Consider the following 23,049-nt stretch of genomic DNA (forward strand, 5'->3'; position numbering starts at 1 on the left):
TCACTATGACAAACGACGCTTTATTAAATGCGCTTTCCCAGCTCGTCTCTGAAGGACGCAATCCAGAAACCATGGATATCGACCTGCTCTCGTCAGAGCAAATCCTAGTGCGTATGAATCAGCAAGACAGTTTGGTTCCACTAGCGGTTGAAAAAGTCATTCCTGAGATTGCTGCGGCGGTTGATGCCATTACTCAAGCCTTCCAGCATGGCGGGCGCTTACTCTATGTTGGCGCAGGAACCAGTGGTCGCCTCGGAGTGCTGGACGCATCAGAGTGCCCGCCTACCTTTGGTACCGACCCTGAAATGGTGGTAGGTATTATTGCTGGCGGTAAAGAGGCGATGTTTAAAGCCAAAGAAGGGGCTGAGGATGACCCTGTTCTAGGTGCACAAGACTTAAAGGATATCGCGCTGACCGACAAAGATGTGGTTGTCGGTATCGCTGCGAGCGGTCGCACGCCTTATGTCATTGGTGCTCTAGAGTATGCCAATGAAGTCGGCGCGACGTCGGTGGCACTATCGTGTAATCCAGCTTCCGATATTGCCAACGTAGCGAGTATTGCCATTAGTCCAGTCGTGGGGCCGGAAGCGCTCACTGGCTCGACGCGTTTAAAGTCGGGCACTGCGCAAAAACTGGTTCTGAACATGCTCACCACCGCGAGCATGATCCGCTTAGGCAAGAGCTATCAAAATCTGATGGTGGATGTGAAGGCAACCAACGCAAAATTGGTTGCCCGTGCAACCCGCATCGTGATGCAAGCAACCGACTGCAACAAAGAGACTGCGACGACAGCACTCAAACAGACCGACTACGATGTGAAGCTGTCCATATTGATGATTCTAACAGGCCTGGACAAAGCCAGCGCCGAGAAGCAACTTACCAAGCAAGATGGATTTCTTCGTAAAGCGGTAGATAGCGAGAACAGCGACGGCTAAACGCGATCTAGCTTGGAAAGCGGTAAAAACGAGAAGGGTTAGCACTAAGCTAACCCTTTTTTACTGCCTTTGAGAGGCGATTAAAAACCGCTTTGCTGAGAGTAATCCGTCCAGCCTCGCTGCCACTCCATTCGAAAACGTTGCGCTTCAGGCAAACCTTCGCATGCGCCAGTATAGTACTGCCCAGACAAACCAATTTGATATGCGAAATCAGCATCACAAAACTCGATAATACCGCGCTGATAACCCGCATCATACTCAGAGTGCACCGCTTCACCGAGCTTATTTAAATCCGAATAACTGCGGGAAAGCTGCCCTCTCACGCCATCTTGATAACCGATCTGATCCCAGCTTCCTTCTTTGGCAAGATCGTCCACCCCCTTAGCACAGCCGAATGCCAGCAAGCTGGTCGCAACGATGATTAGCGCTCTCATGATTTCCCTTTATGATCGATAAAATGTCTGCCGATAACAATGCCAGTTCTCACGCTGTTTTGCCACTCTCAAACAGCGAAAGTGACTCACTTCACGCTTTTATTCTGCCACTTACCCGATAAATTCGACCGCTTAGCTATCAGCAAAACCACTTAACTTAGCTATTGACCACTTAATCAGCTATTTCGCCACTAACCGAATAAGCCAATGTGGCGTTAATTCATCATTTTTATAATGGTTACCAGAAATTAATGTCATCACAAACTAGGGATAACAGTTATGTTGTGGTTTTTAACTTGTGTTGCAGCCTTGATTGGCGGCTACTTTATCTACGGGGCTTTCATCGAGAAGGTCTTTGGTATTAACGAAAAACGTCAAACCCCTGCTCATACGAAAGCTGACGGTGTGGATTACGTTCCAATGTCGACCAAGAAAGTGTACTTGGTTCAACTACTGAACATCGCAGGTGTTGGCCCTATCTTTGGCCCAATCATGGGTGCTCTTTATGGTCCTGCAGCAATGCTTTGGATTGTTATCGGCTGTATCTTCGCAGGTGCGGTACACGATTACTTCTCAGGTATGTTATCGGTTCGCAATGGCGGTGCATCTGTCCCTACTATTACCGGTCGTTACTTAGGCAATGGCGCCAAACACTTTATGAACATTTTTGCCATCGTCCTATTGCTACTGGTTGGTGTGGTTTTCGTTTCAGCGCCTGCTGGCATGATTACTAACCTAGTGAACGACCAAATGGACATGTCGATGAGCATGACCACTATGGTCGTGATTATTTTCGCGTACTACATCATCGCGACCATTGTTCCTGTTGATAAAATCATCGGCCGTTTCTACCCACTGTTCGGCGCGCTGCTTATCTTCATGTCTGTTGGCCTTATCACAGCGGTGGCACTGTCAAGCGAGCACCAAATCATGGGCGGCTTTGAAATCAGTGACATGTTTACCAACATGAATCCAAATGACCTGCCACTTTGGCCTGCTCTATTCATCACTATCGCTTGTGGTGCTATCTCTGGCTTCCACGCGACTCAGTCTCCTCTGATGGCTCGCTGCATGGAAAATGAAAAGAATGGTCGCTTCGTATTCTACGGTGCAATGATTGGTGAAGGTGTTATCGCGCTAATCTGGTGTGCACTGGCGCTATCTTTCTTCGGCTCAATCGATTCTCTTGCGGAAGCCGTGAAGAACGGCGGTCCTGGTAACGTGGTTTACAGCGCGTCATTTGGTCTACTAGGTGTGTTTGGTGGTGTGCTTGCTTTCCTAGGTGTGGTTATTCTACCGATTACGTCTGGTGACACAGCATTCCGCTCAAGCCGTCTTATCCTTGCTGAATACTTCAACATGGAGCAAAAGACACTGCGTAACCGCCTGATGATGGCTATCCCACTGTTCGTTATCGGTGGCATCCTAACTCAAGTAGACTTTGGTGTTATCTGGCGCTACTTCGGTTTCGCGAACCAAACTACGGCAGTAATGATGCTTTGGACTGCGTCAGCTTACCTACTACGCCATAACAAGCTTCACTGGGTAACCACAGTACCAGCGGTATTCATGACAACGGTCGTCATTACCTTCATCCTGAACAACGCAACACTAGGCTTCGGTCTGCCAATGCAGCTATCAACCATCCTTGGTATCGTGTCTTCACTTTCTATCGCGGGCTACGTGATTAAGAAGTCAAAAGGTAAAGGTGAAACTGACCTGGCAGATGAAGAGAAACCTGCCGGTGAAACAGAGACGGCGTGAGTTATCCCTAAACGCTAAGCTCTACTAAACTCAAAATTGAGCTGAACACTCTGAAGCCCTCAACATCTGTTGAGGGCTTTTTCACACTCATAGGAAAAGCCAACCAACTCTAGTACTATTTGCGGTCACTATCTTCCTACCCGCGTATAAAGCAGCAGAGGTGCACAATGCCTAATATCGAATTCGCCCAAGGTCGCCTGAATGACGAGACACAAAATGAACTCACTGCCGGTCTTGAGTCTCATAGTCAAATGCAGGTAGCGCCAAACTATGACAAACAGCATGTCAATTGGACAGTTCGCGATGACAATGGTGAGCTCATTGCTGCACTGACCGCAGATCTTCTTTGGGACTGGATGTATATCGATGAACTCTGGGTTGATGACCGCTGCCGAGGAACGGGAATGGGCAGTAAACTGATGGAACACGCAGAACAATATGCCATTGAAAACAAGCTATCTGGGCTTTGGTTGTGGACTCAAAGCTGGCAAGCACCAGTGTTTTATCAAAAGTTAGGATTTGTGGAATTCACGCGCTTTGATGATTTTCCAAAAGGCTACAGCCGTATCGGGCTTCGTAAATCACTTAGCGAATAAAGACGAAACAAGCTGTGGCATCATCGCAAAGAGCTATGCCTGCAAATTGCTGTTTAAAACAAAAAATGCCCAAGTTAACTATGAACTTGGGCATTGCAATTATGACACTTGATTACTGAACTCGACGTAACACGGCTTTCAGTGCATCAAAGTCGTTATCAAGATCTTCAGATAACAACTCCATCGCTGCGTGCTTAGCTAAAGGCCCTGGAAGGTCGATGTCTGACTCAAGGATATCATCCACCACTTCTTTGAACTTGGCTGGGTGCGCGGTACACAAGAATAGGCCTGTTTCACCTTCTTGCAGCTGCTCATCTAGCAAACGGTAGGCAATCGCACCGTGCGGCTCACACAGGTAGCCTTTAGCGTTAAGATCACGCACAGATTCCGCACTTTGCTCATCCGTCACCATGCCTTTACCCAGCGTATCCAGTCCCCAGCCTTTGATTTGACATAGCTCTTCGATACGTGGCCAGTTGTTTGGCTGACTTACGTCCATCGCATTTGAAGTTGTTGCAACCGTTGGCTTAGGATCCCACTCACCGGTTTCTAGGTAACGAGGTACCGTATCGTTAGCGTTGGTTGCCGCAATGAAGCGCTTGATAGGAAGACCTAGTGCTTTTGCCAATAGACCTGCCGTTAGGTTACCAAAGTTACCACTTGGTACCGAGACGACTAAATTCTCACGCTCTTGTTTCGACATCTGAGATGCCGCTTCGAAGTAGTAACAGATTTGCGCCATCAGACGGCTGATGTTGATTGAGTTCGCCGAGTTAAGGCCGATTTCTTCACGCAGTGCTGCATCATCAAAGGCTTGCTTAACCAGCGCCTGACAGGCATCGAAGTCGCCGTTAATCGCGACAGTATGGATGTTTTTGCCTAGCGTGCAGAATAGTTTTTCTTGCAGCGGGCTGATCTTGCCTTTTGGATAAAGGATAACAACATTGATGTCTTCCATGCCATAAAACGCATGGGCAACCGCCGCCCCCGTATCACCTGATGTCGCGGTAAGGATAGTGATCTTACCGCCATCAGAGACAGCCGCCAAAGACTGAGCCATGAAGCGGCCACCGAAGTCTTTGAACGCTAGCGTTGGACCGTGGAAAAGCTCAAGTGCGTATACGCCATCTTTTACCTGATTGATAGGCGCTGGGAACTGGAATGCATTGTCGACCAACTCATTCACTTTCTCTGCTGGAAGCTCATCACCGATCAGCGCAGACAAAATTTTTGCGCTACGCGTGACAAAGTCTTCAGCCAACAGTGCGTCTACATCATCGAACTTTGGCAGCTCAGATGGGAAAAATAGACCTTGGTTGCGACCTAAGCCTTGGCGAACGGCTTGGCCAAACGAGACTTGCTCGTCGTTCTCTTTGATGTTGTACAGCTTCATAGCTTACTTCCTGTTACCTTCGAGCCTTGCTTGTCGAGGCGACAAACATGGACGAATCCTTCGTTATTTTGTACGTAATTTTCTTCTAGCCAGCGAGCCACTCTGTCCGCGACATCTTTGTCTTTACAGATGCTAAATAGCGTTGGGCCGCTGCCTGAAATTCCTGTTGCTAGTGCACCCGCTGTCGCAGCGTATTCACGAGCTTTGCTAAACCCTGGTAATAACTTAGCGCGATAAGGTTCGGCGATGACATCTTTGATCATCTTTGCTGCCAACTCTGGTTGATTAGAGTGACAAGCGTGAATGAACCCAGCTAAGTGGCGACCATGGGCAATGATATCTTGTCTGCGATATTGAGATGGTAGGATCTCACGCGCTTCTGCAGTCGACACCTTGATGCCCGGATAAGCCATAACCCAGTACCACTCATCAAAGCATGGTACTTCTTGGCTGATGATACCGAGCTCTTCCAACATCAACTGCACGCCGCCTAGGTAGCAAGGTGCCACATTGTCATAATGGATGCCACCAGAAATTTGGCCTTCCATCTCACCCATTAGCGCGAGAAGCTCAGTTTCATTCAGTGGATTACCGTGGAACTGGTTCAGTGCGTCGAGCGCAGCAACAATAGAACAGGCACTAGAACCGAGTCCAGAGCCAATCGGCATGTTCTTCTCAAGCGTCATGTAGACAGGCTTGAGTGTCACACCTTTTTTGTCTAGCTCACGAGCGTAAACCTTCCAGCAATCGTAAACGATGTTCTCTTTTGGATCGCTTGGCAGCTTATCAACAAAGCTACCTTTGGTGGCTAGATCGAACGGCTTGTCGCCCAGTCTCACCTCAACACAATCGCCAAGCAGGGTACCATCAACAGGTGACACCGCCGCGCCCAACACATCAAAGCCAACGCTCACATTGCCAATCGAGGCAGGCGCATAAACGACAACGCTATCACTCATCTTATACTCCTAGTTTCCAGCCTAACGTACGCATCACGTCTGAGAAGACGCCCGCGGCAGTGACTTCTGTACCAGCACCGTAACCGCGAAGTACCAGTGGGATTGGCTGATAGTAACGGCTGTAGAAGGCCAGTGCGTTCTCGCCGTCTTTGATCTTAAACATCGGGTCGTTTTCATCGACAGCTGCTATGCGAACGCGGCACTTGCCATCGGCGATCTCACCGACATAACGAAGTACTTTGCCCTCTTTCGCAGCGTTTTCTACCAACTCGCTAAAGTATGCGTCGGCTTCCGGTAGACGAGCCATAAACTCATCGATAGAGCCTGAATCATCAAAGCCAGGTGGTAGAGCTTGATCAACTTCTACATCTTCAAGCTCCAGCGCCATACCCGCTTCACGCGCCAGAATAAGTAGCTTACGCGCCACGTCCATACCAGAAAGGTCATCACGTGGGTCTGGCTCAGTAAAGCCTTTATCTTTGGCTACATTGGTTGCTTGGCTAAGCGTTAGCCCTTCATCCAACTTACCGAAGATGAATGATAGAGAGCCAGACAGGATGCCGTTGAATTTCTCAAGTTCATCACCCGCAGCAATTAGGTTCTGCAAGTTTTCGATAACTGGCAGGCCTGCACCTACCGTCGTTTCATACATCAACTTACGGCGAGAGCTGCGAGCCACATCGCGAAGCTGATGGTAGTACGACATGCTGGCTGTGTTCGCTTTCTTGTTTGGCGTCACTACGTGGAAGCTGCGGCTAGAAACTCAGCGTACTGATTCGCGATATCTTCGCTTGATGTACAGTCAACCAACACAGGGTTGATGATGTGATTACGTTGAACCAGTGCAGCCAGGCTAGAGACGGTGAACTTCTCACTGACATCCCCCATGCGATCGCGCCACTGCTCAAGCGGTAAACCATTTCCATCAAGCAATACCCCTTTGCTGTTTGCCAGGCCGCAAACACGGATAATGATACCTTTCTCGGCCAGCTTCCCTTGCTGTCTTTGGATTTGATCCACCAGCTCGCCACCTACGCCGCCAACACCAACGACAAACACATCGAGGAAGTGCTTGGAGTTAAATAGGTTTTCGTGACAGGCTTTGATCGCTTCGGAAATCTTATCTTCTGGAATAACTGCCGAAATCGCGCGCTCTGATGAGCCCTGAGCAATAGCCACAATGTTCACGTTTACTTCAGCAAGGGATGAGAAGAACTGAGAGGCAACGCCGCGAGAAGTGCGCATACCGTCACCGACGAGCGTTACGATTGCAACGTCATCCATGAACTCTACAGGCTCAAGCAGACCGTTTTTCAACTCAAGCTCGAACGCTTCACTAAGCGCACGCTCAGCTTCGAGCTTGTCTTCTTCTTCAATACAGAAACTGATGCTGTACTCTGAGGAAGATTGAGTAATAAGAACAATAGAGACACCTGCCGATGACATGGCGCCAAATACGCGACTTGCCATACCTACCATGCCCTTCATGCCTGGGCCAGATACGTTAACCATGATGAGGTTAGAAAGTGTGGTAATACCTTTAATTGGTAGGTTGTCTTCGCCAGTATCTTGACCGATCAAAGTCCCGGCACCCTGTGGGTTGAAGGAGTTCTTGATAAGGCAAGGGATATGGAACTGAGCAATTGGGGCGATGGTTTTCGGGTGAAGAACCGAAGCACCGAAGTAAGAGAGTTCCATCGCTTCTTGATAGCTAAGAGACTTAAGAAGGCGCGCATCGTCAACCAATCGAGGGTCACAGTTGTAAACACCATCAACGTCGGTCCAGATTTCACAACAATCCGCACGCAAACACGCAGCCAGTACCGCTGCAGAATAGTCCGAACCATTACGACCTAGCGTTACTAATTCGCCTTTCGCATTGCCTGCAGTGAAGCCTGGCATGATGTGTACAACACCCTCAGCAAGCGGATTCGCTTGGAAGTTTTGAGTCGATACTTCAACGTCCACCATAGCTTCTAGGTGGTCGCCGTTGGCAAACAGGTATTTCACTGGGTCGATAAGATCCGCTGCTTGGCCTTTCGCGATAAGCACTGCTTTCATCAACTGGATAGAGATGCGCTCACCTTTAGAGATGATGCGAGCATTAACATGGTCAGGGCAAGTGCCAAGAAGGCGAATACCATGGACGAACTGGTGAAGTTGGAACAGCGACGTTTTGACTTGGTTGTCGAAATCTGTGCTGTCGATATTCGGGAGGACTTTTTTAATGTTGGAGAACAGCTCGTTGAATGACGTCTCTAGTTCAGAGATTTGCAGTTCAACTTCATTGTTCTTAAGTGCAGTTTCAATGACCGCTACTAGTTTGTTGGTCGTTTTGCCCGGTGCTGATAGCACCACGGCTAAGTCTTCTTGCTGGGCATTGTTGGCGATGATGTCCGCCGCTCGTAAAAAACGGTCCGCATCGGCTAACGATGAGCCTCCAAATTTTAGTACTCGCATCCTTTCCTCCCGAAATACTCAAAACAGGTAAAAAAAAGGCCCGTATCTTGGTGATACAGGCCTTGTTTTTGAATTTCTTCCGTCTACCAGCCTGCCCCAACGATAATGTCGGTAATAATAATGGTGGTGGTCATTACTACGTGCTGGTGATTAAACATAATAGGTCGTGCTTCAGATTCTGTTATGTGCTTACCCATACGTGTACCGCATTTGTTGGCGATTAGTCAATCAAAAATTGTACTTTTGTTGCTTGGCGAGCAGTTTTTTATCAAAAGCATAAAAAAGGATAATAATGCATTTATATGCAGTTGGGATCTTTATACATAACTAAATGCTATATAGTTTTACAACTTTTTGCTTAGATTCTGTGCTTTAATTAGAAATCAATAAACTATAAAAACGATAACCAAGGAGTGGTGCCATGAGAGCAGTGTATTTACGCGCCCTAGCGTTATTGGTTTGTAGTGGTTTATTGTTCAGCGCCTCAGCACTCTCTGTTGAGCTTCCTGCGCTCCCTTCTCAACATAATCAATCACCGCACAGTTTCTTCTTGTCTTCTGGTAGTAAATCCAGCAGCGCAGACGCTTTCGATGTGTGGAATGTCGATAGCGGCTACTCTTACGCTGTATTTGAATCTTTAGACGTATACATTGGTGCCCGCCTCAACAATTCGGACATTTCTAATGACCGTGGTTTTCTGAGCGGCGTTAACTATCAGGTGTCTGATCGTATCTCTGTTAAGAGTACGCTGCGTGGATATCAATACGAAGAGAATAACGAGACGCAAGGCGCGATGGCGGCCGAGATTTCGAGCCGAATGAGGCTAACAGAAAACCTAGACGTTCACGCCACCTTTGACTTTGAAAAAGTTCAGCAAGGGGTTGAAGTCGGTCTAGGTTTCCGTTTTTAGTTGAGTGTGTAAATACAGCGATTACCGCCCACAGACTAAAATTCCAGAGCTTCCTTACTAATTAGCACTCCATTCCAATCTGAGTACACATAATGACCTGGCTGAACAATTTGATTGTTCATGGTCAGTGTGACGTTGATTTGCCCAGCTCCGCGTTTTTCTGTCTTAAATGGACACGCTGCGAGTGCTTTCACCCCAAGATCCATCTCCGACATTGCAGCAACATCGCGAATTGCACCATTAACAATGACGCCTTCCCAGCCATTCTCAATGGCCATGATCGCCAACTGGTCGCCCAAAAGCGCTTTCGCACACGAGCCATTCCCATCAACAAAGAGTACTTTCCCTTTACCATCGTGGCCGAGCACTTCTCGCACCATGGAATTGTCGTGGTAGCAACGTACCGTGACAATCTCGCCCCAAAAGGCGGCGCGTTGACCAAAGTTTTGCAGCGGCAAGTTCAGCAGCATCACTTTGTCTTCGTGTTGGTCACAAATATCAGGTGTGATATCTCTCATGTTTCCTCCGTGATAATAGCCCAATAGGTGCAAAAACCAGCCGCACCTTTAGAGAGCATTAAAGTAAAATCCCTTTTTACTTGCCCAGCCAATCGGTCATTGACGCACGTACTGACTCAACAAGCCTAAATTCTTTTTCGTCTGATCTTCATCACAAGAGACCAGAAACAGTACACCATTTTCGACCCAGTAGATGGCATTTTGCTCATATTTTTGCGCTAACTCACACGCTTGCGAAAACGGGATATCCACCGCAAAACTCGCTTCCACCCACTCAAAGCTTGGATCGCCGACGTTTACACTTACATGGTGAAAATCTGCTAAATTTTGTTCTAGCTCTCGGTTTTTTATGCAGTTTTCTTCATCACTTAGTTTACGACTTCGTGGGTTACTAGCTGTTATAACAGCGTAGCTATCGCATTCCCACTCAGTGAGAAACCGCATCGCAATGTTTGAATAAGCTCGCCAAAGTTGTGCATCGATACTCATACTATCTAAAATTTAGCCTCTGCCCAATACTATTAATATTTGTTACAAAGCGCCTATTGATTTAAATCAACAAACTGCATGGAATTAACATTTGACCATTGTTAGCATGCTGTTAACATTATAGAATTCGCCTCAATGACCTAGCAGAATAATAAGAGATTACAGGGATTTCTCGTTTTTTGGCAACATCATGGATGGCGACGTAAAACGTAACTGTTTCAGTGATGGTGAGTAAAAGCTCCAAGAAACATTACCTATATGTTAACTTTTTGCCTAGAATTTATTCTACTACAGACAGAATTTTCACAAGTTTAATTTAGGTACCGCCGATGCAAAGCCCGCAGATTCTTATTGTTGAAGATGAGCAAGTAACCCGTAACACCCTAAAAAGCATTTTTGAAGCAGAAGGATATGCTGTATTCGAGGCCAGCGACGGTCAGGAAATGCACCAGGTGATGTCAGAGAACTCTGTAAACCTAGTTATCATGGATATCAACCTTCCTGGTAAAAATGGTCTACTGCTAGCACGTGAACTACGTGAGCAAGCTAACGTTGCTCTAATGTTCCTAACTGGTCGTGACAACGAAGTGGATAAAATCCTTGGTCTAGAGATTGGTGCTGATGATTACATCACTAAACCATTTAACCCACGTGAACTGACTATCCGTGCACGTAACCTACTAACTCGCTCTATGAGCAGCGGCGCAGCGACAGAAGAAAAACGCAGCGTTGAAAAATACGAGTTCAATGGTTGGGTTCTGGACATCAATAGCCGTTCACTGGTTAGCCCAAGCGGCGACAGCTACAAGCTGCCACGCTCTGAGTTCCGTGCATTGCTACACTTCTGTGAGAACCCAGGCAAGATCCAAACTCGTGCCGACCTTCTTAAGAAGATGACTGGTCGTGAGCTTAAGCCACATGACCGTACTGTAGACGTAACGATTCGTCGTATTCGTAAGCACTTTGAATCAGTATCTGGCACGCCAGAGATCATCGCTACGATTCACGGTGAAGGTTACCGCTTCTGTGGTGATCTAGAAGAGTAATCGACCATCGATTGTTAACAATCGAAAAGGGACGCATTTGCGTCCCTTTTTGTTTTTTCTGAGTATTCAATAGAAAAGCTTAGTATACGGTATCCACAGGCACTTCGCCGTTGACCACCCAGATTTCGCGGCCGCTATCGGTAAGCTGCACCGCCACATCGATAGGTTTGGTGATGTTGACTTCAAGCTGCCAGTTAAACGCTACTTCCCACTGACTTTCTGATTGAGTTCTCAACTCAAAATCATCACCTTCGAATTCCCATACCATATTGTCTTGCTTGAGTACGACTTTACTCACGTCCATACCTGCAGGCAACTGTTTGTCGGTACGCAGATAAAGTGCACCATAGAGGTTTTGCTCTTTTAACAGCGCCGACGTTTCCCCTACTTTGGGCATCATATCAATCCAAAGCGTCGACTCTAAACGCACGGCTTCTTTTTCAACCATCACAGTATCGCTGGATGCCCAGATAGCATTTCCTGTTGGTGATGACGCACAACCGATAAGAGCGACAGAAAGTGCGACTGCTGAGACTATTTTTTTCATTTTGATTCCCTACCTTCCAACCACGATTTAAGTATCTGAATATCATTCTGATACTCGTTTTTGATCTCTTCAACCCAATCTTCAATATTCTCCCACCAAGCTGGAAGCTCTGGAGACTGCGCCTTTTGTGCTATCGACTGGATACGTTTAAGGCCAATCGACCCTGCAGCCCCTTTTATCTTGTGCGCTTCAGAGGCAATACCCGGCTGATCTTTGGCTGTCATATTTGAATCGAGGATATCGATATAGTCTGGCATCATCTGCTCAAACATCTTGATGCTATCGAGCACAGGAGCACTGCCAACGATGTCGACGTATGACTCCAACATGTCGAGATCCAGCAAGCGATTAAAGACTTCACTGTTGATGTTCTCTGTCACTTCCTTCTCCTCTGGCTGTGGTTCTTCCATGACATCATCGCCGTGGAATTTATTGATCACTTCAGTCAATGCTTTGACACTCAGAGGTTTGCTGATGGCGTCGTCCATGCCATTTGTCAGATACTCCTGCTTATCCTTAAGCACATTGGCTGTGAGTGCCACAAGTGGTGGCAGTTCAGCATAACGCTCTCTGAGCCCTTGGGCGACATCAAAACCCGTCATGTCTGGAAGTTGAATATCCAGCAGCGCTAAATCAAAACTTGCTGGATCAAAAGTTCGCTAACGCTTCCTCACCCGTCATGGCTACTTCGACGCTGTGCCCAAGACTCTCGAGCAAAGAACGTGCGACGGTGATGTTAAGTTCAATATCTTCCAGTAAGAAGATACGCAGGCTACCTTGTCGCTTCACTTCAGCCGGTGCAAGCTGCATTTCATCCGCGCATGGAACATTGATGGTCACGGTGAACGTACTGCCGAATCCCTCTTCACTGTCCACCGTAATATCGCCATCCATCATTTGGATCAGCTGTTTCGATACCGCAAGGCCAATACCAGTACCAACGGCGTGCAGATTGTCTTTGCCCGACTTCACTTGGTAGTACATCGCAAAGATCTTATCGAGCTCTTTTTGCGGAATGCCGATACCGGTATCTTCGATTTCGATCGTGATGTGCGCGCGGCCATCTTCAATATCCGCGCTGATGGTCATTACCACCCCGCCTTGCTTGGTGAATTTCATGGCATTGCTCACCAAATTCCAAATGACCTGACGAAGACGTGTTGCATCAACGATAACGCCTTCCGGTAAATCGGTCAGCCTCTCAAGATCAAAACGCAGCCCTTTTTGCTCCGCCATTAAGCCTGAGATGCTTTCTAGCTCTGCGACAAAATCTTCAAAGTTTAACGGCTCTGGGAAGAGCTCCAGCTTGCGTCTATCAAACTTGTCCATGTCGATAATGTCGTTAAAGATATGACCAAGAGTAATCGCGCTGACATTGATCGTTTGCAGCTGCTTACGCTGCTCACCATTTAACTGCCCATCTAGGAGCATACGGCTCAAGCCCACAATGCCATTGAGTGGCGTGCGCAGCTCGTGACTGATGGTTGAAATAAACGTGGTCTTGTCTCGGCTCGCCTTCTCCAATGACTCCGCATGACGCTTACGCTCAGTGATATCACGGCCAAAGCCCACCAACCCAAGGTGACGACCATCCTTACTGTAGAACGGCACTTTACGAAGCTCGTAGAAGCATTTTTTACCATCGGGGTATTCGAGCCACTGCTCATAGGTCAGTGCCTGATTGTCACCCATTACCTTGTGATCAGTTTCCACAACCTGCTTTGCGATTTCTTCTGAGTAGACATCCCATGGCGTGAGACCAACCAAGTCTTTCTCTTTACGACCAGTAAGCTCCTCCATGGCCTTGTTACATCCTGAGAACACGCTTCTGCATTGCGATAGTAAATAAGGTCGGGTGAGGCATCGATGAACGAGCGCAGCAGTGCGGTTCGTTCCGCAAGTTCAAGCTGGGTACGTTCACGTTGAAAGACTTCGTTCTCGAGATCTTTCATCGCCTCTTCACGTGCTTCTTCGGCTTTTTGACGCTCTTCAATCTCTTGATTGAGCTTACGAATGTTCTGCTGAAGTTTGTGGTTAAGATCTTGGTCGCGTGAGCGCATCTCCTTGAGCTTAGACACCATCTTAGCAAGACGCTGACGAGATTCTTCAAGCTGATCGACCACAACGGAGAGGAAATAGACCGCCCAAGGGGTGATTAATAGTCCAAAGAACACCGAACGAACAATGTCGATATCATCAACGCGCCCATTGAGTACCAAGGTGATACCGACCTGAACTACAACAGCCAGGGCGACAAGAGCTAGCGCCAATATAATAGAGAAGCGCACAATACCGAGTTTCACCAATAGGTCGACATAGTATTGCGCGAGATTTTTGATGGGTTTCATTCAGCACTCCGTGCGTTACAACTGGGCTAAGTCTATCACTAAGCCCAAGTTTGCACACGGAAGGCGAATTATTTGAGAACAGGTTTGTGATAAATAAACGGATTCTCGGTCAGTGCTCCCTGAGCACCTTCTGCCGTTAGGGTTCTGCCAAGTTCGGTCATCGCCAACCAGCGGTTCTCACACCATAGTGGTGAGAGCAGCGTAGGGCGTCTTGCCGATGAAGAAACGCGGTGATAAACAATCTCGGCCGGTGTGCGGCGAATCATCTCACTGGCGACATCTAAGTAGAACTCTAAAGTTGGTGCCTCTAGCGTCCTGCACGCCAAGCCTTTGCCATGGTACTGCCCTCAACAATATGAAGGCCATGCAGCTTGATACCATCGGTGCCCGTTTCCAACACCTTTTCTAGCGTCTGTAGATTGTCTTGCTTAGTTTCGTTTGGCAGGCCGACAATCAAGTGCGTGCACACTTTAATGCCTAGAGCGCGAGCGCGCTTGGTGATTTCATCGTAAACCGCAAAGTCGTGGCCACGATTAATGCGCTTTAAAGTTTGATCGTTCGCCGTTTGCAAACCAAGCTCAAGCCAAATCTCATAGCCTTGCTCTACATAACCGGCAAGTAACTCTAACACCGAATCTGGCACACAGTCTGGGCGCGTTCCCACACACAGGCCAACGATATCCGCGTATTTAAGCGCTTCTTCGTACATGTTTTTCAACACTTGGACTTCAGCGTAGGTACTAGTGTAGGCCTGAAAGTACGCCAGATACTTCTTAGCGCGCTTAACCTCACCCGCTCGGTCGGTAAGCTGTTCGTGAATCGACTGGATCTGGGTCTCTTCGCTTGCGAAAGAAGCCACGTTGCAGAATGTACAACCACCACGGCCTATAGTGCCATCGCGATTTGGGCAGCTAAAGCCGCCGTGCAGGGTTAGCTTGTGAACCTTTTCTCCATATCGGCGCTGCAGATCTTGGCCGATGGTATTCACTAACTCATGTAATTGCATGTTCAAAAAACCTACTAATAAGAATGAATCTCACTCTAATTTGTGAAACTAAATTACATCCCTGCAAAAGAAAACCATGAATAGTAGCAATCGGCGTTTTAAACACTCTTAATCAAAATCAATAAATATGCAGAAAAACAAGCAGAAAACCCGAAATGTTGCATCGATGTTATAAAATATATTCAAAACAAGATAAAAAAAATGTGTAACAGACGTAAGTTTCGTTGGAATTAACGAGGACAAAATTGTAGGATACTTACACAATTCTGCTGTATTTGCCGTTTTTATTACAGTACGAATTGGTTGATTAGGGTCGATATTCTACTCCCACCAACAGATTCCACTAGATTGTGGAATGAAGACATTGAATATCACCACGGAATGTTTTTCTCGCAACACTTTTCCTGCGAGATGCAGAATGGACTCGAACACTGCCCCCTCTGGCAGTCAAGAATCAAAATTACAAAGGACAAGACGCAATCACACACTCTAATTGCGTCTAGATTTAACTGGAAGGAAGTATCTATGGTAGATAGAGAGCAGAATACACAAGGTCTGTATACTCCTGAATTGGAGCATGACGCTTGTGGTATCGGTTTTGTTGCTCACCTAAAAAACCGTAAATCTCACGATGTAGTGACTCAAGCCCTGGATATGCTAGCGCGAATGGAGCACCGTGGCGGTCAAGGTTGTGACCCATGCAGCGGTGATGGTGCAGGTATCCTACTTCAAAAGCCACACGAGTTTCTGCTAGAAGAAACCGTGAAGCTTGGCATTAAGCTGCCATCGTTTGAGAAGTACGGTGTAGGTGTTGTGTTGTTCCCTAAAGACGAACACAAACGCGCACAATGTCGTGACATCCTAGAGCGCAATGCACAGCGCCTAGATCTAGAAGTGATTGGCTACCGCGTGCTGCCAACCGATAACTCTATGATTGGTGCTGACCCACTAAGCACAGAACCTCAATTTGAACACGTATTCGTAACCGGCGGCCCAGGCTGCACACCAGAAGAACTTGAGCGTAAGCTTTACGTTCTTCGTAACTACACGGTTCGTGTATGTCTAGAAAGCGTGTCAAACATCGGTGATGACTTCTACATCAACTCTATGTCTTACAAGACGTTGGTGTACAAAGGTCAGCTAACGACAGAGCAAGTGCCTCAATACTTCCTCGATCTACAAAATCCAACGATGGTGACAGCACTGGCGCTGGTTCACTCTCGTTTCTCTACCAATACTTTCCCAAGATGGCGCCTAGCGCAGCCTTTCCGTTACATTGCCCACAACGGTGAGATCAACACAGTTCGCGGTAACTTGAACTGGATGAAGGCTCGTGAAGCTATCATCGAATCTGACTTGTTCACACAAGCAGAAATCGACATGCTGCTTCCTATCTGTCAAGAAGGAAGCTCGGATTCATCAAACTTCGATATGGCACTTGAGCTCCTAGTTCTATCTGGTCGTAGCCTGCCACATGCGCTAATGATGATGATTCCTGAAGCATGGCAAGAAAACAAAAACATGGATCCAACCCGTCGTGCGTTCTACCAGTACCACGCGAACGTTATGGAACCATGGGATGGCCCAGCATCGGTGTGTTTCACTGACGGTGTTCAGGTAGGTGCAACGCTAGACCGTAACGGTCTGCGTCCATCTCGTTATACTGTGACGAAAGATGACTTCCTAGTGATGGCATCAGAATCTGGTGTTGTCGACATTGAGCCAGAGAACGTTGAGTTCCGAGGTCGTCTACAGCCAGGTCGTATCTTCGTTGCTGACCTAGAACAGGGTCGCATCATCTCTGATGAAGAAGTGAAAGATGGTATTGCAAGTGCTCAGCCATACCAGAAATGGGTGGAAGAGAACCTACTAAGCCTGAAGAAGCTGCCAGATGCGAGCAACGAGTTCAGCCAACCTTCTCCAGAGAAGCTACTGCACAAACAGCAAGCGTTTGGTGTTAGCTCAGAAGAAGTGAATGAGATCATTGTGCCAATGGCAAAAGATGGCAAAGAGCCACTTTCTGCAATGGGTGCCGACTGGCCACTCGCGATTCTTTCGCACCAGTCACAACATCTATCCAACTACTTTAAGCAGCTGTTTGCTCAGGTAACCAACCCGCCAATCGACCCGATTCGTGAGCGCATGGTTATGTCTCTGAACACTTACCTAGGTAAAGATCAGAACCTACTAGCAGAATCGCCAGAGCACTGTCAAAAAGTTGAGCTTGAGTCTCCAGTTCTATCTAACTCTGAGCTTGAGAAACTGCGTGCTATCGATAATGAGCACCTACAAGCGAAGACTCTGGATATCGTATTCCAAGCAAGCGAAGACGAAGGCAAGCTAGAGCGCGCACTGAAACGTATCTGCCAATACGCAGAAGACGCAGTTATCGATGGTTACTCCATCATCTTGCTCACTGACCGTGCAGTGAACTCTAACCACGCAGCTATCCCTGCGATGCTGGCGGTTGGCGCAGTTCACCACCACCTGATCCGTAAGGGTCTACGTGCTAAGTGTGACATCGTGGTTGAAACCGGTGATGCTCGTGAAACGCACCACTTTGCGACGCTAGTGGGCTACGGCGCTAACGCGGTTAACCCATACCTAGTTATCGAAACTATGGTGGAATTGCAGCGCACTAAGAAGCTGGATCCAGAAGCAACCATCTCTGAGCTATTCGAGAACTACCGCAAAGCCATCAATGGCGGTCTTCTGAAGATCTTCTCGAAGATGGGTATCTCAACGCTGCAGTCTTACCACGGTGCACAAATCTTTGAAGCGCTGGGTATCAGCAAATCTGTCGTAGAGAAATACTTCACGGGTACCGTTTCTCGTATCCAAGGTCTAACCATTGATGACATCGCAAAAGAAGTACTGATCCGTCACCGTGTTGGCTTCCCAACGCGTGAGATCCCAGTACAAGTTCTTGATGTTGGTGGTGTTTACCAGTGGAAACAGCGTGGTGAGAAGCACCTGTTTAACCCAGAAACTATCTCACTACTGCAAGAATCGACTCGCAACAAAAACTACGCTCAGTTTAAGCAATACGCGAAAGCAGTTGATGACCAAGGCGACAACGCAGCAACACTGCGTAGCCAGCTAGACTTTGTTAAGAACCCAGCAGGTTCTATTCCTCTAGAGGAAGTTGAGCCAATCGAAAGCATCCTTAAGCGTTTTGCAACAGGTGCAATGTCGTTCGGTTCTATCTCGTACGAAGCTCACTCGACTCTAGCTGTTGCAATGAACCGCATTGGCGCGAAATCTAACTCGGGCGAAGGTGGTGAAGACCCAACACGTTTCGAACGTAAAGAGAACGGTGATTGGGAACGCTCTGCGATCAAGCAGGTAGCATCAGGCCGCTTTGGTGTGACTTCTTACTACCTAACCAACTCTGATGAAATTCAGATCAAAATGGCACAGGGTGCGAAGCCGGGTGAAGGTGGTCAGCTACCAGGTGATAAAGTTGATGACTGGATCGGTGCGACTCGTCACTCCACTCCAGCGTTGGTCTAATTTCTCCACCGCCACACCACGATATCTACTCAATCGAAGATTTGGCTCAGCTGATCTACGACTTGAAGAATGCGAACCGTGCTGGTCGCGTCAACGTGAAACTGGTATCGGAAGCGGGCGTTGGTACTATCGCCTCAGGTGTAGCGAAAGCGAAAGCGGACGTTGTTCTTATCGCTGGTTTTGATGGTGGTACAGGTGCATCACCAATGTCTTCAATCCGCCACACTGGTCTTCCTTGGGAGCTAGGTTTGGCAGAAACACACCAAACACTTCTGAAGAACGGCCTACGTAACCGTATCGTGGTTCAATCTGATGGTCAGATGAAAACGCCACGTGACCTTGCCGTTGCGACTCTGCTAGGTGCTGAGGAATGGGGTGTGGCAACAGCCGCTCTGGTTGTTGAAGGCTGTATCATGATGCGTAAGTGTCACAAGAACACCTGTCCAGTTGGTATCGCAACACAAAACAAAACGCTACGTGAGCGCTTTGATGGCCGCGTAGAAGACGTTGTTACCTTCTTCCAATATATGGCTGAAGGCTACGTGAAGTCATGGCTGAGCTTGGCTTCCGCACTATCGATGAGATGGTGGGTCAGTCTCAGAAACTGAAGATCCGCGACGACATCGCTCACTGGAAATACAAGAACCTCGACCTATCGCCAGTTCTACACATCGAACAAGCGCGCGAGGAAGACGGTGTTTACAACCAAACAGAGCAAAACCACAACCTAGAACAGGTTCTGGACCGTAAATTGATTCAAGCGGCTATCCCAGCACTTGAGAAGGGAGAAGCCGTTAATGCTGAGTTCCCAATCATCAACACGGATCGCTCTGCAGGTACCATGCTGTCGAACGAGATCTCTAAAGTTTACAAAGACCAAGGTCTACCAAAGCCAATGAACGTGAAGTTCAACGGCAGTGCCGGTCAGTCATTCGGTGCTTTCCTAGCTAAGGGCGTGAAGTTCGAAGTGGAAGGTGATGCGAACGATTACTGGGGTAAAGGTCTCTCTGGCGGCACGCTAGTACTGTACCCAGATGCGAAATCAAGCATCGTTGCAGAAGATAACATCGTTGTCGGTAACGTTTGTTTCTACGGTGCAACGTCTGGTGAATCTTACATCCGCGGTATGGCTGGTGAGCGCTTCTGTGTTCGTAACTCTGGCGCGAAGGTTGTGGTTGAAGGCGTGGGTGACCACGGCTGTGAATACATGACTGGCGGTGTAGCGGTTATCCTAGGCTCAACAGGTCGTAACTTTGCTGCTGGTATGAGTGGCGGTGTGGCGTATGTTTGGGATAAAGCGGGTGACTTTGAAACCAAGCTAAACCCAGAATTGGTCGACCTAGACCCAATCGAACAAGAAGATCGCGAACTACTACTAGACATGCTGACTAAGCATGTGGAGTTCACAGGAAGTGAAGTCGCTCAGTCGTTCTTAGACAACTTTGAAGCAAGCATTGCATCACTAGTGAAAGTAATGCCACGAGACTACAAAGCAGTGCTACTAAAGCGCAAAGCAGAAGCTGAGCAAGCTCAAACGGAAGAAGTGGAGGCAGTATAATGGGTAAGCCTACTGGATTTTTAGAACATGGTCGCGAGCTTCCGGGGAAGCTCGACCCAGCGGTTCGTATTGAAAACAACAAAGAGTTCGTTCTTAACGAAGAGTTTGGCGATAAGATCAATACTCAGGCTTCTCGTTGTATGGATTGTGGCGTACCTTTCTGTCACAACGGTTGCCCAATCGGCAACATCATCCCAGAGTTTAACGACGCGGTTTACCGTGACAGCTGGGAAGAAGCTTGGCGCATCCTAAGCTCAACCAACAACTTCCCTGAGTTTACAGGTCGCGTATGTCCTGCTCCGTGTGAAAGTGCTTGTGTACTTGGTATCAACCAAGACCCAATCACCATCTGTAACATTGAGAAGACCATTGTTGAAACGGCTTACCGTGAAGGCTACGCGAAACCAAAAACACCTCGCTCTCGCACCGGTAAAACTGTCGCTATTATCGGCTCAGGCCCTGCTGGTCTATCTGCAGCCGAGCAACTAAATAGCGCCGGTCACTCAGTAACGGTATTCGAACGTGATGAGAAAGTCGGTGGTCTACTGCGCTTTGGTATCCCTGACTTCAAGCTAGGCATGGACATCATTGACCGTAAAATCAACCTAATGGCTGAAGCGGGCGTTGAGTTCAAGGTTAACCAACACATTGGTGTTGACGTAAACGCTGCGCAGCTGCGTCAAGAGTTTGATGTGGTGCTGCTAACAGGTGCTCTACCGTGCCTCGTGACCTACCGGTTCCTGGTCGTGAGCTAAGCGGCGTTCACTTTGCGATGGAATTCCTAGCGCAAAACAACCGCCGTGCAAACGATATGGATCTGAAAGGTAAAGAGATTCACGCCAAAGACAAGCATGTTGTGGTGATCGGTGGTGGTGATACTGGCTCTGACTGTGTAGGTACCTCTAACCGTCACAAAGCTGCAAGCGTTACTCAGGTAGAAATCATGCCGATTCCGCCAGAGAAGCGTCCAGCTAACATGCCATGGCCTCAGTACCCAATGATCATGAAGACCACAACTTCTCACGAAGAAGGCTGTGATCGTCATTGGAACATCCTAACCAAAGAGTTTATCGGTAACGATGAAGGCCAAGTCACGGGTCTTCGTATCGCTGATATCGTTTGGCAAGATGCCGCTCCTGGTGAGCGTCCAAGCTTTGAGGAAGTAGCAGGTTCTGAACGTGTGATCCCATGTGACATGGCGTTCCTAGCAATGGGCTTCCTTCACCCAGAACCAACGGGCGTTCTGGCTCAGCTTGACATCAAACTGGATGAGCGCGGCAACGTGGCTGCCGAGAACTTCCAAACAAACCAACAAGGTGTATTTGCCGCAGGTGACATGCGTACTGGCCAGTCTTTGGTTGTACGCTGTATCAACGAAGGCCGTGAGTGTGCACGAGCTATCGATGAATACCTAATGGGCAACACTAACCTAGAAGCGAAAGCCAACTCGTTGATGCTTTCCGCTTAAAGGCAAACTGTCTAGTTACACGGATAAGTAACTAACAGCATTCCTTCCTAATTTGGCCAGCTTTATGCTGGCCTTTTTTCTATCAATGACCCAGCCCAACCAAAGCACATCATTGACGGGCGGCAGCCATGAGTCTCCCGCAACCTGTTAACCTTCTCTCCTTTTTCACCGCAAATAACTGTAAAGTAACTAGATTATTTGTTTGTTTTTTCGAGACATACACAACAAATTTCTGAAAACTTGACCTTTCTTGCCATAAGCTATACGTTGTGAAGTTCGTGAAAATAAAATAAATGCAATTTGTTAATAACTAACAGTTAAAAATTTGACTCACATAACAATAAAAAGTCATTAAAAAGCATTAATTTACTGTCAGGATGACAGCAAGCTCAAAGGGAGAAAGGCAATGGCTCTTTACGATCCAAGTCTTGTAAAAGACAACTGTGGATTTGGCCTGATTGCGCATATGCAAGGTCAGCCCAGTCACAAACTGGTTCGCACCGCAATCTCAGCACTGGACCGCATGACTCACCGTGGCGGCATCAACTCAGATGGAAAAACCGGCGATGGTTGTGGCTTACTACTTCAAAAACCCGATTCATATTTCCGCTTAATTGCAGAAGAAAACCAATGGAACTTGGCTAAGCAGTATGCCGTCGGCATGATGTTTCTCTCCAAGGATCCGGTTAAAGCCCAATCTGCAAAAGACATCATCAACCAAGAACTGTCTAAAGAAACGCTCACCATTTCTGGCTGGCGCGACGTGCCAACCAATGAAGACGTACTCGGCCCAATCGCGCTGAATTCGCTACCCAATATTGTTCAGGTTTTTATCTCTGCCCCGCTGGATGGCGTGAGCAAGATGTAGAAAGGCGTCTTTACATCGCGAAGCGCCGCATTGAAAAGCGCATTACGGAAGATGAAGATTTCTATATTTGTAGTTTGTCGACCCAGGTGATCGTCTACAAAGGTCTGTGTATGCCGGCCGATCTCCCGCGATTCTACCTCGATCTTGCTGATCTTCGCATGGAATCGTCGATCTGTTTGTTCCACCAGCGTTTCTCTACCAATACTCAACCTCGCTGCCGTTGGCACAGCCGTTCCG

Annotated in this window: 11 protein-coding genes and 7 pseudogenes; 8 read left to right on the forward strand and 10 right to left on the reverse strand. The window is 47.8% G+C overall.

Annotated features, from left to right (window positions below):
* Positions 1–5: 5 nt before the first annotated feature.
* Positions 6–935 carry an N-acetylmuramic acid 6-phosphate etherase gene (murQ, locus tag TZ48_RS21115; protein ID WP_112480546.1) on the forward strand — a complete coding sequence of 310 codons (930 nt, stop codon included), beginning with the start codon at positions 6–8 and terminating at the stop codon, positions 933–935.
* Positions 936–1,015: 80 nt separating this feature from the next.
* Here murQ and TZ48_RS21120 read toward each other — a convergent pair whose 3' ends face one another.
* A complete protein-coding gene (locus tag TZ48_RS21120; protein WP_042476057.1) occupies positions 1,016–1,372 on the reverse strand; it encodes a DUF2799 domain-containing protein in 357 nt (118 codons plus the stop codon).
* Between the two features lie 276 nt (positions 1,373–1,648).
* Between TZ48_RS21120 and TZ48_RS21125 the strand changes: the two genes are divergently transcribed.
* Together TZ48_RS21125 and TZ48_RS21130 are read left to right on the forward strand one after the other, a co-directional pair.
* A complete protein-coding gene (locus TZ48_RS21125; protein WP_112480548.1) occupies positions 1,649–3,133 on the forward strand; it encodes a carbon starvation CstA family protein in 1,485 nt (494 codons plus the stop codon).
* Positions 3,134–3,300: 167 nt separating this feature from the next.
* Positions 3,301–3,729, forward strand: coding sequence for a GNAT family N-acetyltransferase (locus TZ48_RS21130; protein ID WP_112480550.1), 429 nt, complete (start codon positions 3,301–3,303; stop codon positions 3,727–3,729).
* Between the two features lie 112 nt (positions 3,730–3,841).
* Here the strand turns inward: TZ48_RS21130 and thrC are convergent, their stop codons facing one another.
* From thrC to thrA, 3 genes and pseudogenes are all read right to left on the reverse strand, one after another.
* Positions 3,842–5,122, reverse strand: coding sequence for a threonine synthase (gene thrC, locus TZ48_RS21135; protein ID WP_112480552.1), 1,281 nt, complete (start codon positions 5,120–5,122; stop codon positions 3,842–3,844).
* Positions 5,119–6,081, reverse strand: coding sequence for a homoserine kinase (gene thrB / locus TZ48_RS21140; protein WP_112480554.1), 963 nt, complete (start codon positions 6,079–6,081; stop codon positions 5,119–5,121). Before thrB ends, thrC begins: the two co-directional genes overlap by 4 nt.
* Before the next feature lies 1 nt (position 6,082).
* A pseudogene (thrA, locus tag TZ48_RS21145) lies at positions 6,083–8,541 on the reverse strand (bifunctional aspartate kinase/homoserine dehydrogenase I).
* Between the two features lie 421 nt (positions 8,542–8,962).
* On the opposite strand from thrA, the gene TZ48_RS21150 reads away from it, so the two are divergent.
* Positions 8,963–9,451, forward strand: coding sequence for a ribonuclease regulator (locus tag TZ48_RS21150; RefSeq protein ID WP_239671019.1), 489 nt, complete (start codon positions 8,963–8,965; stop codon positions 9,449–9,451).
* Positions 9,452–9,486: 35 nt separating this feature from the next.
* On the opposite strand, the gene TZ48_RS21155 is transcribed toward TZ48_RS21150, so the two are convergent.
* The gene (locus TZ48_RS21155) at positions 9,487–9,969 is read right to left on the reverse strand and encodes a putative 4-hydroxy-4-methyl-2-oxoglutarate aldolase (RefSeq protein ID WP_042503035.1); all 483 of its coding nucleotides are present in this window, start codon (positions 9,967–9,969) and stop codon (positions 9,487–9,489) included.
* A gap of 96 nt (positions 9,970–10,065) precedes the next feature.
* The gene (locus tag TZ48_RS21160) at positions 10,066–10,458 is read right to left on the reverse strand and encodes a DUF3293 domain-containing protein (RefSeq protein WP_239671020.1); all 393 of its coding nucleotides are present in this window, start codon (positions 10,456–10,458) and stop codon (positions 10,066–10,068) included.
* A gap of 329 nt (positions 10,459–10,787) precedes the next feature.
* Between TZ48_RS21160 and arcA the strand changes: the two genes are divergently transcribed.
* Complete coding sequence (gene arcA / locus TZ48_RS21165) at positions 10,788–11,504, forward strand: two-component system response regulator ArcA (RefSeq protein WP_112459845.1); 717 nt, start codon at positions 10,788–10,790, stop codon at positions 11,502–11,504.
* A gap of 79 nt (positions 11,505–11,583) precedes the next feature.
* Here the strand turns inward: arcA and TZ48_RS21170 are convergent, their stop codons facing one another.
* The 4 genes and pseudogenes from TZ48_RS21170 to mnmL all read right to left on the reverse strand — a co-directional run bounded on the left by TZ48_RS21170 (position 11,584) and on the right by mnmL (position 15,405).
* Complete coding sequence (locus TZ48_RS21170) at positions 11,584–12,051, reverse strand: hypothetical protein (protein ID WP_112480558.1); 468 nt, start codon at positions 12,049–12,051, stop codon at positions 11,584–11,586.
* A pseudogene (locus tag TZ48_RS26530) lies at positions 12,048–12,398 on the reverse strand (Hpt domain-containing protein); the annotation flags it as partial. The gene TZ48_RS21170 and the pseudogene TZ48_RS26530, both read right to left, overlap by 4 nt.
* Before the next feature lie 77 nt (positions 12,399–12,475).
* Positions 12,476–14,399, reverse strand: a pseudogene (gene arcB / locus TZ48_RS21175) (aerobic respiration two-component sensor histidine kinase ArcB); the annotation flags it as partial.
* Between the two features lie 68 nt (positions 14,400–14,467).
* Positions 14,468–15,405: pseudogene (gene mnmL / locus TZ48_RS21180) on the reverse strand (tRNA modification radical SAM protein MnmL/YtqA).
* Between the two features lie 525 nt (positions 15,406–15,930).
* Between mnmL and gltB (TZ48_RS21185) the strand changes: the two are divergent.
* The 3 pseudogenes from gltB (TZ48_RS21185) to gltB (TZ48_RS21195) all read left to right on the forward strand — a co-directional run.
* Positions 15,931–20,476 (forward strand): annotated as a pseudogene (gltB, locus tag TZ48_RS21185) (glutamate synthase large subunit).
* A pseudogene (locus TZ48_RS21190) lies at positions 20,476–21,944 on the forward strand (glutamate synthase subunit beta). Before gltB (TZ48_RS21185) ends, TZ48_RS21190 begins: the two co-directional pseudogenes overlap by 1 nt.
* Before the next feature lie 406 nt (positions 21,945–22,350).
* Positions 22,351–23,049, forward strand: a pseudogene (gltB, locus tag TZ48_RS21195) (glutamate synthase large subunit); the annotation flags it as partial.

This window comes from Vibrio variabilis (assembly GCF_003263785.1).
Taxonomy (GTDB): Bacteria; Pseudomonadota; Gammaproteobacteria; order Enterobacterales; family Vibrionaceae; genus Vibrio; species Vibrio variabilis.